Here is a 13825-nt window from a genome sequence, read left to right on the forward strand (position 1 = left end):
GGCTACTGTTTCCCTCGATACGACTTGCCGACGGTGTCGGCGTACTGCTGGGCCTGCTCGAGCGCGTCGCGCACGCTGATCCGGCCCGCGACCGCGGCGCTGATCTGCTGGCTCACCCGGGTGCCGAGATCCTGGAATTCGGGAATGGTGAGAAACTGCACCCCGGTGTACGGAACCGGCTGCACCGTGGGGTGTTCCGGATCCGCGCCCGCCATGGCCGACAGCGTGCGCTCCCCGTAGGCCTTCGATGTCTCGCGGTACTCCGGAATCTCGTACGTCGACAGGCGGCTTCCGGGTGGCACGTGTGACCAGCCGAGCCGCTCGCCGACCATGTGGATGTAGGGCTTGCCGGTCATCCAGGAGATGAATTTCCATGCCGCGTCCGGCTTCTCGCTGGAGGTCGGGATTCCGAGCGACCAGGTGTAGAGCCAGCCCGAATTCGGTTTCTGCGCCACCGGGGCGGGGACGTAGCCGATCTTGCCGACCACCTTGCTGGAATCGGGATCCTCCAGCACCGACACCGCCGAGGTGGCGTCGTACCACATGGCGGTGTTCCCCTGCGACAACTGCGTCGCGCATTCGCTGAAACCGCTCGTGGAGGCGCCGGGTTCGCCGTGCGCGCGCACCAGGTCGACGTAGAACTGCACGGCGCGAACGACTTCGGGGCTGGTCAGCTGGGCATTCCACTGCTCGTCGAACCAGCGCCCGCCGAAGGTGTTGATCACGGTGTTGAGCGGGGCGAGCGATTCACCCCAGCCGGGCTTGCCGCGCAGGCAGATTCCCGATCGGCCGTCCGCCGGATCGTCGAGCTTCGCGGCGAAGTCGGCCACCTGCTCCCAGGTCGGATCGGCGGGCATGGCGAGGCCCGCCTGTTCGAACAGATCCTTGCGATACATCAGGAACGACGACTCGCCGTAGAACGGCACCGAGTACATATTCCCGTTGTAGGACAGCGACTTTCGCAGCGACGGGATGAAATCCTCGGTGTCGTAGCCGGGCGTCCGGCGCGCATGCTCGGACAGGTCGACCAGCCAGCCGTTGGCCGCCCACTGCGGCGTCTCGAAGTTGCTGATCATCACCACGTCGAATTCGCCGCCGCCGGTGGCCACCGACGCGGTGATCTTGGCGCGGGCCTCGTTCTCCGACAGGGAGACGAATTTCAGCTTGGTGCCCGGATTCTCGCGTTCGAATTCCCCGGACAGCGCGATGGCGTCCTGCATCTGCGAGTTGGACACCATCGCGATGGTCACCGTGTCGCCGCCGCCGGAGGTGAACGATCCGGCGCCGGCGCAGCCGGACAGCGCCAGCATGGTGGTAACCGCCAGGGCAGCAAGCGTTCTCGTGCGCTTCGGTCGATATCGGGGGCCGTATTCGGTCATCGGGCGCTACCCCTCTTTCTGTTCGAGCAGCCACCGCGCGCAGTCGACGTCGGTGACGAGAATCGAGGCCAGCCCGCCGCGCAGCGCGCCCAGGACGGCCTCGTGCTTGTCCGGTCCGCCCGAGATCAGCAGGGCCGAGCGGCAGGATCGGATGACGTCGAGGCTCACCGATACCGTGCGGTCGGACAGCGGCCCGGCGACATCACCGCCGTCGGCGCGGAAGAACCGGCCGCCGATCTCCCCGACGGCGCCGAGGCCGCGCAGTTCGCCGAGGATCGCGGTGTCGAGGTAGCTGCCCTCGAACAACGTGGTGGCGGTGGAGACCGGGCCGACGCCGAACATCATCACCTGGGCCTCGCGCCCGACGGCCATGGCCCGGCCCAGCACCGAATCCTGTTCCAGCGCCGTGACTGTCGCGGCATCCGCGTACAGCGGGGCATGCAGCCGGACCGCGGTGGCCCGGAGCCGGTCGGCGCAGCGGCCCAGGGTGTAATCGACGCCGGTCTGATAGTCGGAGGAGGTCATGGAGCCGTCGAGCTGTACGACCGTGGCGCAGCGGGCGGAACTCGGGCGCAGCTCGCGCGCGATCGCGATCGTCTCGGGGCCCCAGGTGAATCCGAGCGTGTCCGCGGCCTGCAACCGGCGCGACAGCACGCCGACCGCCGCCTGCGCGAGCGGCTGCAAACCGGTGGGGGAGCCGTCGGGCACCTCGCCGAGCACGACCGCCTCGGTCAACCCGAAGCCCGCCTCCAGCTCGCTCTCGAGCTCGGTGTGGACGGCCGCGCTCAGCTCGTCGGGGACGGAGATCTCGATGCGCACCAGGCCCTGGGCGCGGGCCCGGGCGATGAGCCGGCCCGCGGTGGGACGCGAAACCCCGAGCTTCCCAGCGATTTCCGCCTGCGTCGCGCCCTCGAGGTGGTAGAGCTGCGCGGCGCGCAGGGCGAGCCGGACATCGTCCGGATGCTGCTGCCGGGATGGTTCGGGCGCCACGGCACTCCTCGGCGAGTGATCATATGCTCACGGTGTGAGCTGTTGCTCAGATCACGGTACCATCGTCGGTGTGACGCAGACAACACTTTCGCGACCCAGCTACGACCGCACCGGATTGGCCACCGGGATCGTGCATTTCGGCGTCGGTGGCTTCCATCGCGCGCACCAGGCCATGTACCTGGACCGGCTGCTGGAACGCGGTGGTTCCCGCGAGTGGGCGATCTGCGGCGTGGGAGTGCTGCCGGGCGACCGGGCGATGCGAGATGTGCTGGTGCTGCAGGACTTCGAGTACACGCTGTCGGTGGTCCGGCCCGACCGCTGGGAGACCCGGATGATCGGCTCCATCGTCGACTATCTGTACGCCCCCGATGATCCGGAGGCCGTGCTGGAGCGGCTCGCCGATCCGGCGACGCGCATCGTCTCGCTGACCATCACCGAGGGCGGTTACGGCATCGACCCGGGCACCGGCGAATTCGATGCGGGAGATCCGGCGATCGCCGCGGACCTGGTGCCGGGCGCCCGGCCCGGCACGGTCTTCGGTTTCGTGGTGGAGGGGCTGGCGCGGCGGCGGGCGCGGGGCCTGCCCCCGTTCACGGTGATGTCGTGCGACAACATCGAGGGCAACGGGACTGTCGCGCGGCGAGCGTTCGGTTCCTTTGCGCGGCTGCGGGATCCGGGCCTGGGGGAGTGGATCGAACGGCACGTCCGGTTCCCGAACTCCATGGTGGATCGGATCACTCCGGCGACATCGGCGGAGGCGTCCATCGAGATCAAGCGGCGCTACGGCGTTCAGGATTGGTGGCCGGTGCTGACGGAGCCCTTCACGCAATGGGTGCTGGAGGACTCCTTCGGGCTCGGTCGTCCGGCACTGGAGGAGGTCGGCGTGCAGCTGGTCGACGACGTGGCGCCGTACGAGTCGATGAAGCTGCGGCTACTCAACGCGAGCCACCAGGCGCTGGCGTACTTCGGTCATCTCTGCGGTTACCGGATGGTCGACGAGGCGGCGGCGGATCCGCTGTTCGAACGATTCCTGTTGCGCTACATGGTCGATGAGGCCACGCCCACGCTGCGCCCGGTGCCGGGTGTCGACCTCGGCGACTATCGCCGCACCTTGCTCGAGCGCTTCGCCAACCCGGCGATCGGCGACACCATCGCCCGCCTGTGTGCCGAATCCTCCGACCGGATCCCCAAGTGGGTGCTGCCGGTGATCCGGGAACAGCTCGCGTCGGGCGGCGAGATTCGTTGTGCGACCGCGATTGTCGCGAGCTGGGCGCGCTACGCGGAGGGCGTCGACGAACACGGCGACCCGATCGAGGTCGTGGATCGCCTCCGGGAACGGTTGCAGCCCTTGGCCCACCGCCAGCGCACCGACCCCACCGCCTTCCTCACCGACGACATCTTCGGCGACCTGATCGACCATCCCCGCTTCGTCGACACCTACACCGAGATCCTCGAATCCCTGCACGCCAAGGGATCTCGCGCCACCCTCGCTGCCTTGCTGGAGTAGTCACCCAGGAATAGGGGAGGTTGGCGCGTGCCGCGAACGAGAGTTTGCGCGTGCGGTCAGTGCAGGAGCTTGAGTCCTGTGACGCCGCCGACGATCATCGCGAGGAATACGACCTTCAGAGCGGTGACCGGTTCCTCGCCGGTGGCCATGGCGAATACCACGGTGAGCACCGCGCCGATGCCGACCCAGACCGCGTAGGACGTGCCGACGGGCAGGTCGCGCATCGCATAGGCCAAACCCGCCATGCTCGCGATCAATGCGATGAAGAAGACCACCGACGGGCCCAGCCGACTGAAACCCTCGGACTTTCCCAGCGCGGTCGCCCACACCGCCTCGAGCACGCCGGAGAACACCAGAACGAGCCACGCCATCACAGCCTCCTGAAAGGCCGTCTTGTCGCACACCGGGTACGGCACCCTCGTCCGGAAGCCCCCTTGCCGGGCTCACCTCCAAGCTGTCACACCCGGTACAACCCGGCAATGTCAACTCCGTCACCACACCCGAGCAATCTGTCGGCATCCCCACCCAGCCCGGACGGTGCGCGGAGAATGGCGGGATGGCCGAGATCGTGTTGGTGCGGGGCGACATCACCGAGCAGGACGTGGACGCTGTCGTGAACGCGGCGAACTCGACACTGCTCGGGGGAGGCGGCGTGGACGGGGCGATCCATCGGAGGGGCGGCCCCGCGATCCTGGCCGCATGCCGGGAGCTGCGCGCGTCGACGTACAGCGAGGGCTTGCCGACCGGCCGAGCCGTGGCGACCACGGGCGGGCACCTGCCCGCACGCTGGGTGATCCACACCGTCGGCCCGGTGTGGGCGAAGCGCGAGGACCGGTCGGACCTGCTGGCGTCCTGCTATCGCGAATCCCTGCGCGTGGCCGACGAGCTGGATGCCGCGACGGTCGCCTTCCCCGCGATATCCACCGGCATCTACGGCTGGCCGATCGACGACGGCGCCCGGATCGCCATCGAGACCGTGCGCGAGGCCGACACCGCCGTCACCGAGGCCCGGTTCGTGCTGTTCTCCGCGGACGCCTATGACGCCTTCGCCGCCCACCTGCGCTGATCGAGACTTGTCGGTGCCGTCTGCCAGGGTGGTGGCGTGGCGAACTCGTACGAACCGTTCTCGATCCGCGTCGACGTCCGCATCGGCGACGTCGACCCGCAACTACACGTCACAGGCCCGGCCTACCAGCACTACGCCGATCATGCGCGCTTCGAATGCGTGCAGGCCGCGGGTATCTCGGTCGAGGAACTGCTGCGCGACGGCCTGGGGCCGGTGAATCTCGAAACCACCATCCGCTACCACCGCGAACTGCGCGCGGGCGACTGCGCCGAGGTCACCTGCGCGTGGACCTGGTCCGACGGCAAGACCTACCGCGTCGAACACGCCCTCACCCGCAGCGACGGCGAACTCTCCGCCACGGTGAGTCACGTCAGCGGCCTGCTCGACCTGAACACCCGCAAGCTCGTCCCCAACCCCGCCGAGGAGTGGGCCCGCCGCGCGGCCGATCCGACGCTGCTCGGTCTACCTGCGTGGATGCAGGTCTGAGCGGGCGCCCGCGCCGGACACGCGGTGCTCTCGGGCGGCGAAGCGTGCGTCCGGTGCGCTCGACGCCCCTGCGCCGATGACGCCCGTTCGGGTCCGTGTCGGTCGCCTGTCACCGGCACACCCTCCGTTAGACTTCGAACAACTGTTCGCGGATGTGGAGGGGTGCTTTTCGTGCGGGTGATGGGCGTCGACCCCGGGCTCACCCGGTGCGGTCTGAGCATCGTCGAGGGCGGGCTCGGGCGGCAGGTCACGGCACTGGATGTGGACGTGGTCCGCACCCCCGCGGATATGGATCTCGCCGAGCGGCTCATGCACGTCGCCGACGCGGCCGAACACTGGATGGATACGCACAAGCCGGTCGCGGTCGCGATCGAGCGGGTGTTCTCCCAGCACAACGTGCGCACCGCGATGGGTACCGCGCAGGCCGGCGGGGTGATCGCGCTGGCCGCCGCGCGCCGCGGCATCCCGGTAGCCTTCCACACGCCGAGCCAGGTGAAGGCCGCCGTCACCGGAAACGGGTCCGCGGACAAGGCTCAGGTGACGGCGATGGTGACCCGGATCCTAGGCTTGCAGACGGCGCCGAAACCGGCCGATGCCGCGGACGCGCTGGCGCTGGCGATCTGTCACTGCTGGCGGGCACCGATGCTGGACCGGATGGCGAAGGCGGAGGCCCTGGCGGCGCAGGCGCAGCGCAAGTACGCGGAAAAGCTTGCCCAGCAACGAAAGGCGGTAACCCGGTGATCGCGTCCGTGCGTGGCGAGGTGCTCGAGATCGGCCTCGACCATGTGGTGCTCGAGGCCGCGGGCGTCGGGTACCGCCTCAACGCCACACCCGCCACGCTGTCGGCCCTCACCCGCGGCGACGAGGCTCGGCTGTACACGGCGATGATCGTCCGCGAGGACTCGATGACGCTGTACGGCTTCGGCGACACCGAGGCCCGCGAGCTGTTCGGCCTGCTGCAGACCGTCTCCGGCGTCGGACCCCGACTGGCCATGGCGGTGCTGGCGGTGCTGGAGCCCGAGGCGCTGCGCAAGGCGCTCGCCGAGAGCAATGTCGCGGCGCTCACCCGGGTGCCCGGCATCGGCAAGCGCGGCGCCGAGCGCATGGTGGTGGAGCTGCGGGACAAGGTGAATCTCGTTCCGGTGCAGTCGGGTCCGCCCGGCGCCGGGCCCGCCCCGGTCGTCACCCCCGTGCGCGATCAGGTGGTGGAGGCGCTCACCGGGCTCGGATTCGCGGCCAAGCAGGCGGAATCGGCGGTCGACGGCGTGCTCGCCGACCAGCCCGACCTGGACACGTCCAAGGCGCTGCGCGCGGCCCTCGGCGTGCTCGGTAAGAACAAGTAGGGCGGCCCATGACCGAGCCGGACCACGACGACGAATCCCAGCTCACCGCAAGCTATCTGCGGTCGGACGGTGAGATCGAGGCGAGCCTGCGCCCGAAGTCCCTGGACGACTTCATCGGCCAGCCGCGGGTGCGCGAACAGCTCGCGCTGGTGCTGCGCGGCGCCAAACAGCGCGGTGGCACACCGGATCACGTGCTGTTGTCCGGCCCGCCCGGCCTCGGCAAGACCAGCATGGCGATGATCATCGCCGGCGAACTCGGTACGGCCCTGCGGATTACGTCCGGCCCGGCGCTGGAGCGCGCGGGCGACCTGGCCGCCATGCTGAGCAACCTGGTCGAGGGCGACGTGCTGTTCATCGATGAGATCCACCGCATGGCCCGCCCGGCCGAGGAGATGCTGTACCTGGCGATGGAGGACTTCCGCGTCGACGTGGTGGTCGGCAAGGGCCCCGGCGCCACGTCGATTCCGCTCGATATCGCCCCGTTCACCCTCGTCGGCGCCACCACCCGGTCCGGCGCGCTGACCGGTCCGCTGCGCGACCGCTTCGGCTTCACCGGCCACATGGATTTCTACGAACCCGATGAGCTGCAGGGGATTCTGGAGCGCTCGGCCAAGATCCTGGGCGTGCAGCTCGAACTCGACGCCGCCACCGAGATCGCGGGACGCTCGCGCGGCACGCCGCGTATCGCCAACCGCCTGCTGCGCCGCGTGCGCGATTACGCCGAGGTGCGCGCCGACGGCGTGATCACCCGCCAGATCGCGCATGCGGCCCTGGCCGTCTACGACGTGGACGACCTCGGCCTGGACCGCCTCGACCGCGCCGTCCTGGCCGCCCTGGTGCGCAGCTTCGGCGGTGGGCCCGTGGGTGTTTCGACGCTGGCCGTGGCCGTGGGGGAGGAGGCCACCACCGTCGAGGAGGTGTGCGAGCCCTTCCTGGTCCGCGCCGGAATGGTCGCCCGCACCCCCCGCGGCCGCGTCGCCACCGCCGCCGCCTGGGAACACCTGGGCCTGGTCCCACCCCCCGACCTGGTCTTCGGCTCCATCGAGGTGCGCGGTCGCGAACCCCACCCCACCCTGGACCTCTTCGACTCCTGAGCGACGCCTCAGCTTCTGACGGACTTGTAGCCCGGGTGCACCCCCGGCGTCAGGCCCTGTTCCTCGGCGATCCGATCGAGTAGCGCGAACAGTTGGTCGCGCTCATCGGAGGACAGACCGCGGCACAGGCGGTCGTCGTTCTGCCGTGCCGCCCCGGCCAACTGGCCCAGTTTGGCCCGGCCCGCATCGGTCAGGTGCAGCGCGTGCAGGCGGCGGTCATCGGGGTTGCGGCGCCGCTCGATCAGCCCGCGCTCCTCGAGCTCGTCGGCGAACGGCACGAAGCGGCTCGGCGGCATGCGGAGTTCGTCGGCGATCTCGCGCTGACTGCGTCCGGGCCGGGTGGCGAGCAGCCGGAGCACGCCCGCCTGGGGCGGTGTGAGGTCGAGGTCTTCGATACCGGCCGCGAAACTCGCCGCCGCATGCGTGCCGAGCTGTGCCAGCAGGAATCCGACGCCGATCCGCGGTGTCTCCGGCTCGTCCTTCGTGCCCATGCGTGCATGGTAGACGATTCAAAATCGTAGACCATTGACAATCGTTCCAAATTGTAATCATTATGGTGAGGCACGATCCGCTTCGGAAGGACCTAGCCATGACCGCCGCCACGACCACTCGGGCCACTCCCGCCGTCCTCGCCCCGACCCTCGCCTTCGCCGCGTTCACCGTTGCCTACGCCGCCGTGAATTCCGGTGTGCCCCACCCGGATGCCTCCGCTTCCGAGGTCCTGGCCTACGACACCACCCACTCGGGTTCGCTCGAACTGGGTGCGATGTTGATGCTGTGCTCGGCTCCGGTGCTGGCCGTGACCGCGATATTCGCTCTCCGGCTGCTCCGCGGCCGGAGGGCGGAGGTGCCGGATGTCGCGGTCGCGGGCGGGCTGCTCGGCGCCGGTGCGCTCACCGCGAGTGCCGTATTCGCCTGGGTTGCAGCACAATTGAAAGACGGCGCGTCGCCCGAGCTGGCCCGCGCGGTCGCGGATATGAGCTTCGTGACCGGTGGTCCCGCCTACGCGGTGGGGTTCGGACTGCTCGCTGCGGGAATCGCCGTGCCCGCCCTGCTGGGCGGACTACTCCCGCGCTCGCTGGCCTGGATCGGGGTGGTCATCGCGATCGCCGGTGCGGTGTCGACGATCGGCCTGCTGGTCCCGGGGCTGCTGATCCTGCTCCCGCTCGTGCGATTCGGCGGACTGCTGTGGCTGGTCGCCACCGCGATCGTGTTGTCCCGCCGCTGAATTCCGCCGCATCGATTCGAAAGGCACACCCATGCTCAGCATCTATTCCGACCTGCCCGGCAAGGTCGCGGTCGTCACCGGAGGCTCGCGCGGTATCGGCGCGGAGACCGCGCGGATGCTCGCCGCCCAGGGCGTGCGGGTCTGCGTCGTCGGCCGCGATCCGGATGCCCTGGACGCCGTGGCCGCCGGTATTGCCGAGAGCGGTGGCACGGCTCTCGGTGTGGTCGCCGACGTCACCGACGCCGCGGCGCTCGCCCGGGTTGCTACCCGAGCCGAGGACGAGCTGGGCCCGATCGACATCCTCTGCGCGTTCGCGGGCGGCCAGGGCGCGCCGATCCCGTCGACCCAGCTGACCGAGGCGCGCTGGCGGCAGGTGCTCGACTCCGACCTGACCTCGGCGTTCCTGACCGTGCAGGCCTTCCTGCCCGGGATGGTCGCGCGCGGTCGCGGCAGCATCATCGGGATGTCGTCGGCGGCCGGTCGACAGCCCAGCCGGGCCAACCTGGCCTACGGCGTCGCCAATGCCGGGCTGGTCATGCTCGCCCGCCACCTCGCCACCGAATTCGGCCCCGACGGGGTTCGCGTCAACACCATCGCCCCGACGTCGATCCGTACCGAGAAGGTCGCCGGGAATATGCCCGAGGAGATGCAGCGCCGGGTTGCCGCCATGCATCCCCTTCGGCGCCTGGGCACCACCGCCGATGTCGCGGAGACCGCACTGTTCCTGGCGTCGGATGCCTCGTCCTACCTCACCGGCCTCACCCTCGACGTCGCCGGTGGGCGCATCACCAACTGATCCGCGGGCCCTCAGAGTTTGCGGACGCTGGAGTAGATCTGGCGAGCCAGGTCCGGGGTGACCTCGCCGGGGACGCCGCGGTCGGCGGCGATCGTCAGGACCAGCATCGGGTTCTGCGGGCCGGGGAAGGCGAAGGTGTAGACGGTGAATTTGCTTGTGGTGCAGGCGGAATCCTCGGGCTTCCAGGTGCCCGAGGTCTCGGTCAGCTGACCGGCGATCCCGGTTCCGGTGGTCAGCGGCGTCGGTGCCGCGGTGGTGGCGTCGGTCGGGCTGTTGAAGCCGTACTCGGCGGCCTTCTTACCGACATCGGTGGCGGCCGCCGCCGGATCGGGCACGTCGGAGCGGCTGACGAAGGAGGTCGTCCGGTTGGAGGACGCGCAGTAGTCCTCGCCGTCGACGGTCGAGCCGGTGCCGGAGATCCGGTTGCCCTTGTCGTCCTCGAAGCCGCGAATCATGGTCTCGGTGTCGACCTTCCAGCCCGCGGGCACGTCGTAGGCGATCCCGCGGGCGGGTACCGCGACACCCTGGAAGCCGGGGATGACCGCCGTGGTCGTCGAACTGCGCCGGGCGGAGGTGGGCGGCGCCGGCGTGGCGGTCGTCGGCCGCGGCGCGCTGGTCGTCCGGGCGGTCGAAGTGGCTGCGGCGGAAGGCTTGTCGTCCCGGGAGGACTTGCTCACGAGGACGAGACCGCCCGCCACGGCCAGCACCACCACGACCATGCCGACGACGAGCGCGACGATCAGCCCGGTATTGCGGCGCGGCGGCGGCGCCCCGTACGGCATCGGCTGGTAGTTCCCCGGATACGGCTGTTGCGATTCCAGCGCCGGGTACTCGTAGGCCTGCGGGGCGTCGAGCGGCGGATACTCGTACGGCTGCTGCTGGTATCCGGGAGCCGGGGAGGGGTGTGGCTGTCCGGTCGGCTCGTATCCCGGAGCCGGTCGTTCCCACCACTGCCGATCGTCTGTCATATCCTCTGTCCCCTCGCGCGGGCCGCCACCACGATCGGCCCGTGGTTTCACACACGCGTGGGTCATCGTATGTCACCCGCGGGGTTCGCCCCCCGACTCCTGGGCCGCCAGTGTCCGGACCGCGACATCGAGGAAGGAGTCGACCTCCTCGATGTGATAGGCCGCCGTTCCGGCGCGCGCCAGACCGAAGTTGGCGTTGCGCACCTCCGCGCTGGTCAGACCGTTCGGCCCGCCGTGCGCCAGCGTGGTGGCGAGGCGGTTCAGGAACAGGCTCACCTCGTCGGCGGCGTAGCCGGGCTGCCCGTGCGGCGGTGCCGAGAACCGCAGGCGCTGCACATCTTCCGGGGTGAGCAGGGTGTTTCCGATCGGGTGCGGTTTGGTCCCGCGGCGCGCGAATTCCAGGTCCATGCAGGCGCGGTCGAGATAGTCGTCCACCTCGTCGCGGTCGTAGCCGCGATGGCCGAAGGCGGCGGTGGCGAACTCGTGCTCGCGGATCTCGGTGGCGGTCAACATGCCCCGGCCGTGGTGGGCCTCGGCCACCCGCTCGCAGAAGGCGTCCACCTCCGCGGCGTCGTACCCGCGATGACCGAACGGGGCCCGGCCGAATCGGACCCGTCGCGCATGCTCATCCGTCACGCGCTCATTCTGACAACAGGTCACGAGGGCAAATGTTACCCGGGTCACATTCCCGGCTACTCCCTGCGCACCCCGTCGATCAACAGCCGCCGGATCGCCTGCGCGAGATCCTCGACCCCCGCCTCGTCCGGATCGCGCAGGCCGTGGATGATCGCGGCGAGCAGCATGCCCGTCACCGCCTTGGCGGTGCTGGTGGTGTCCAGGTCGGCGCGCAGATATCCGTGCTCGACGCCGTGCTCGAGATATCCGGCGGTGAGCGCGTCGGCGGTGTCGAGCAGCCCGTACAGCCGCAGGGTCAGCTCCGAGTCGATGCCGGTCGCCTGGAACAGCAGCAGCTGGGAGACCCGGCGGTCCTCGAGGAAGATCCGGTTCAGCGCCGCGCCGATGCGATCGAGCTGGGCGCGGTACTCGGCCAGGCTGGTCGCCGCATCGGGGGCGTTGTCGGTGCCGAGCGAGTCGATGATGCGGGCGGCCAGATCGTCGATGACGTGGTCGATGATGTCGCGCTTATTGGCGAAGTAGCGGTAGAACGTGCCGTGCCCGATCCCCAGCTGCGTCGCGATATCCGCGATTCCCGTTGCGTGATAACCCTTTTCGGCGAAGCAGACGAAGGCGGTGTCGATGATCTCCTGCCGGAGCTCGGCCTTGCGACGCTCGAGATGTGTTGATGGCTTCGGCACGGAGCCGATGATACGGTGTTCCGGACCGGAATGATGTGTCATTCTGTAATAGGTACTTCGGGTAACAGGGAGGTTCGGCGTGGCACCGCAATACGACGCCGTTGTCGTGGGAGCCGGATTCGGCGGGATGGGCGCGGGCATCGAGCTGGATCGGCTCGGCCTGGGCAATTTCGTGATCCTCGAGCGCGAGGACGATCTGGGCGGCACGTGGCATGTGAACCGGTATCCGGGGCTGTCGGTGGACATCGCCTCGGTCACCTACTCGTACTCCTTCGAGCCGAATCCGCACTGGTCGCGGCTGTTCGCGCCGGGTGCGGAGCTGAAGCGCTACGCCGAGCACGTCGCGGACAAGTACGACCTGCGGCGCCGCATGCGGTTCGGGCAGACCGTCGGCGGCGCGCGCTGGGACGAGGAGGAGCAGCAGTGGGTGGTGTCGGTCGAGGGCGGTGAGACGCTGACGGCCCGCTACCTGATGGCCGCCACGGGCTTCCTGTCCCAGCCCTACACCCCGCCGTTCCCCGGGATCGACTCGTTCGCGGGCAAGATCATCCACACCACCGCGTGGGAGCAGGACTTCGACATGACCGGCCGCAAGGCCGCGATCATCGGCACCGGCGCCACCGCCGTGCAGCTGGTACCCGAGGCCGCCAAGAAGGTGTCGGCGCTGACGGTGTTCCAGCGCACCCCGATCTGGGTGGTGCCCAAGGTCGACACCAAGATCCCGAAGCCGGTGCAGCGGCTGTTCGAGAAGGCCCCGCTCACGCAGAAGGCCGCGCGCATGGTGAACACCAGCGCGCTGGAGCTGCTGATGGTGGCCGGCGTGCTGCACTACAAGCAGGCCAAGCTGGGCAACAAGGGCGCCGCGCTGCTGGCCAAGGCGCATCTGCGCGCGCAGGTGCGGGATCCGGAGACCCGCCGCAAGCTGACGCCGCACTACGACTTCGGCTGCAAGCGCCCGACGTTCTCCAACACCTATTTCAAGACCTTCAACGAACCGCACGTGCGGCTCGAGACCAACTCCATCGACCACATCGAGCCCGACGGCATCGTCACCACCGACGGCCACAAGACCGAGATCGATACGCTGATCCTGGCGACCGGGTTCAACCTGTGGGACGTCAACTTCCCGGCCATCGAGATCATCGGCCGCGACGGGGTGAACCTCGGAAAGTTCTGGCGCGACAACCGCTTCCAGGCCTACGAGGGCATCACGGTGCCGAAGTTCCCGAACTTCCTGAGCCTCAACAGTCCGTACTCCTACAGCGGCCTGTCGTACTTCACCACCATCGAGGCGCAGATGAAGCACATGGGGCGGCTGTTCGGTGAGATGTTCCGCCGCGGCGAGCAGGTGTTCGAGGTGACCGAGGCGGCCAATACGCGCTTCCTGGACTACGTCACCGAGAAGCTGAACTCGTCGGTGTTCTACGGCGGCAGTTGTTCGAGCGCCCGCAGCTACTACTTCAACCAGCACGGCGAGGCCGCGCTGCTGCGCCCCAACAGCACCCCGGCCACCCACCGCCAGGCCGTCAGCTTCCCGCTGGAGGACTACACCTACGGCGAGAACGCGGCGTAATTCCCCCGCATATTCCGGCACGCACTTGGCCGGTATCCATCGGTATGCACGGTGGATTCCGGCCGAAAGCATGCCGGAA

General features: G+C 69.1%; 16 protein-coding genes and 1 riboswitch. Of the genes, 9 read left to right on the forward strand and 7 right to left on the reverse strand.

Annotation, left to right across the window (positions count from 1 at the left end):
• Nucleotides 1-2: 2 nt before the first annotated feature.
• Nucleotides 3-1379 carry an ABC transporter substrate-binding protein gene (locus NM1_RS27250; RefSeq protein ID WP_084520100.1) on the reverse strand — a complete coding sequence of 459 codons (1377 nt, stop codon included), beginning with the start codon at nt 1377-1379 and terminating at the stop codon, nt 3-5.
• Between the two features lie 6 nt (nt 1380-1385).
• A complete protein-coding gene (locus tag NM1_RS27255; protein WP_068025813.1) occupies nt 1386-2369 on the reverse strand; it encodes a sugar-binding transcriptional regulator in 984 nt (327 codons plus the stop codon).
• Between the two features lie 70 nt (nt 2370-2439).
• Here NM1_RS27255 and NM1_RS27260 point away from each other — a divergent pair, with 70 nt between their 5' ends.
• On the forward strand, nt 2440-3876 hold the full coding sequence (locus NM1_RS27260; RefSeq protein WP_246011245.1) for a mannitol dehydrogenase family protein: 1437 nt from the start codon (nt 2440-2442) through the stop codon (nt 3874-3876).
• 56 nt (nt 3877-3932) lie between these two features.
• Here NM1_RS27260 and NM1_RS27265 read toward each other — a convergent pair whose 3' ends face one another.
• Nucleotides 3933-4247, reverse strand: a complete 315-nt coding sequence (locus tag NM1_RS27265) for a DMT family transporter (protein ID WP_068026009.1) — start codon at nt 4245-4247, stop codon at nt 3933-3935.
• An 11-nt stretch (nt 4248-4258) separates the two neighbouring features.
• Nucleotides 4259-4324, reverse strand: a riboswitch (guanidine-III (ykkC-III) riboswitch).
• Between the two features lie 108 nt (nt 4325-4432).
• Here NM1_RS27265 and NM1_RS27270 point away from each other — a divergent pair.
• The 5 genes from NM1_RS27270 to ruvB all read left to right on the forward strand — a co-directional run bounded on the left by NM1_RS27270 (nt 4433) and on the right by ruvB (nt 7865).
• Nucleotides 4433-4942, forward strand: coding sequence for an O-acetyl-ADP-ribose deacetylase (locus NM1_RS27270; protein WP_068025817.1), 510 nt, complete (start codon nt 4433-4435; stop codon nt 4940-4942).
• 36 nt (nt 4943-4978) lie between these two features.
• The gene (locus tag NM1_RS27275) at nt 4979-5428 is read left to right on the forward strand and encodes an acyl-CoA thioesterase (protein ID WP_068025820.1); all 450 of its coding nucleotides are present in this window, start codon (nt 4979-4981) and stop codon (nt 5426-5428) included.
• A 171-nt stretch (nt 5429-5599) separates the two neighbouring features.
• Nucleotides 5600-6169 (forward strand): crossover junction endodeoxyribonuclease RuvC, encoded by a 570-nt coding sequence (ruvC, locus tag NM1_RS27280; protein ID WP_068026012.1) that lies wholly within the window; start codon nt 5600-5602, stop codon nt 6167-6169.
• On the forward strand, nt 6166-6771 hold the full coding sequence (ruvA, locus tag NM1_RS27285; protein WP_068025822.1) for a Holliday junction branch migration protein RuvA: 606 nt from the start codon (nt 6166-6168) through the stop codon (nt 6769-6771). Before ruvC ends, ruvA begins: the two co-directional genes overlap by 4 nt.
• A gap of 8 nt (nt 6772-6779) precedes the next feature.
• On the forward strand, nt 6780-7865 hold the full coding sequence (gene ruvB / locus NM1_RS27290; RefSeq protein ID WP_068025825.1) for a Holliday junction branch migration DNA helicase RuvB: 1086 nt from the start codon (nt 6780-6782) through the stop codon (nt 7863-7865).
• A gap of 8 nt (nt 7866-7873) precedes the next feature.
• Here the strand turns inward: ruvB and NM1_RS27295 are convergent, their stop codons facing one another.
• A complete protein-coding gene (locus NM1_RS27295) occupies nt 7874-8356 on the reverse strand; it encodes a MarR family winged helix-turn-helix transcriptional regulator (RefSeq protein ID WP_068025833.1) in 483 nt (160 codons plus the stop codon).
• 98 nt (nt 8357-8454) lie between these two features.
• Here NM1_RS27295 and NM1_RS27300 point away from each other — a divergent pair, with 98 nt between their 5' ends.
• Entirely contained in the window at nt 8455-9093 is a 639-nt protein-coding gene (locus NM1_RS27300; protein WP_068025837.1) for a hypothetical protein, read from the forward strand.
• Nucleotides 9094-9124: 31 nt separating this feature from the next.
• The gene (locus NM1_RS27305) at nt 9125-9889 is read left to right on the forward strand and encodes an SDR family NAD(P)-dependent oxidoreductase (protein ID WP_068025840.1); all 765 of its coding nucleotides are present in this window, start codon (nt 9125-9127) and stop codon (nt 9887-9889) included.
• Between the two features lie 11 nt (nt 9890-9900).
• Here the strand turns inward: NM1_RS27305 and NM1_RS27310 are convergent, their stop codons facing one another.
• The 3 genes from NM1_RS27310 to NM1_RS27320 all read right to left on the reverse strand — a co-directional run bounded on the left by NM1_RS27310 (nt 9901) and on the right by NM1_RS27320 (nt 12182).
• Nucleotides 9901-10857, reverse strand: coding sequence for a DUF8017 domain-containing protein (locus NM1_RS27310; protein WP_068025842.1), 957 nt, complete (start codon nt 10855-10857; stop codon nt 9901-9903).
• Nucleotides 10858-10929: 72 nt separating this feature from the next.
• Entirely contained in the window at nt 10930-11493 is a 564-nt protein-coding gene (locus NM1_RS27315; protein WP_068025844.1) for a DivIVA domain-containing protein, read from the reverse strand.
• Between the two features lie 56 nt (nt 11494-11549).
• Complete coding sequence (locus tag NM1_RS27320; RefSeq protein WP_373864071.1) at nt 11550-12182, reverse strand: TetR/AcrR family transcriptional regulator; 633 nt, start codon at nt 12180-12182, stop codon at nt 11550-11552.
• Between the two features lie 70 nt (nt 12183-12252).
• Here NM1_RS27320 and NM1_RS27325 point away from each other — a divergent pair, with 70 nt between their 5' ends.
• Complete coding sequence (locus NM1_RS27325; RefSeq protein WP_068025846.1) at nt 12253-13746, forward strand: flavin-containing monooxygenase; 1494 nt, start codon at nt 12253-12255, stop codon at nt 13744-13746.
• The last annotated feature ends 79 nt before the right edge of the window (nt 13747-13825 follow it).

It is taken from the genome of Nocardia mexicana NBRC 108244, from assembly GCF_001613165.1.
GTDB lineage: Bacteria > Actinomycetota > Actinomycetes > Mycobacteriales > Mycobacteriaceae > Nocardia > Nocardia mexicana.

Bases quoted from the DNA above. Each gene is read 5' to 3' on its own strand.
- NM1_RS27250 (WP_084520100.1), bottom strand. From the start codon at position 1,379: ATGACCGAATACGGCCCCCGATATCGACCGAAGCGCACGAGAACGCTT.
- NM1_RS27265 (WP_068026009.1), bottom strand. From the start codon at position 4,247: ATGGCGTGGCTCGTTCTGGTGTTCTCCGGCGTGCTCGAGGCGGTGTGG.
- NM1_RS27270 (WP_068025817.1), top strand. From the start codon at position 4,433: ATGGCCGAGATCGTGTTGGTGCGGGGCGACATCACCGAGCAGGACGTG.
- ruvB (WP_068025825.1), top strand. From the start codon at position 6,780: ATGACCGAGCCGGACCACGACGACGAATCCCAGCTCACCGCAAGCTAT.
- NM1_RS27295 (WP_068025833.1), bottom strand. From the start codon at position 8,356: ATGGGCACGAAGGACGAGCCGGAGACACCGCGGATCGGCGTCGGATTC.
- NM1_RS27300 (WP_068025837.1), top strand. From the start codon at position 8,455: ATGACCGCCGCCACGACCACTCGGGCCACTCCCGCCGTCCTCGCCCCG.
- NM1_RS27305 (WP_068025840.1), top strand. From the start codon at position 9,125: ATGCTCAGCATCTATTCCGACCTGCCCGGCAAGGTCGCGGTCGTCACC.
- NM1_RS27310 (WP_068025842.1), bottom strand. From the start codon at position 10,857: ATGACAGACGATCGGCAGTGGTGGGAACGACCGGCTCCGGGATACGAG.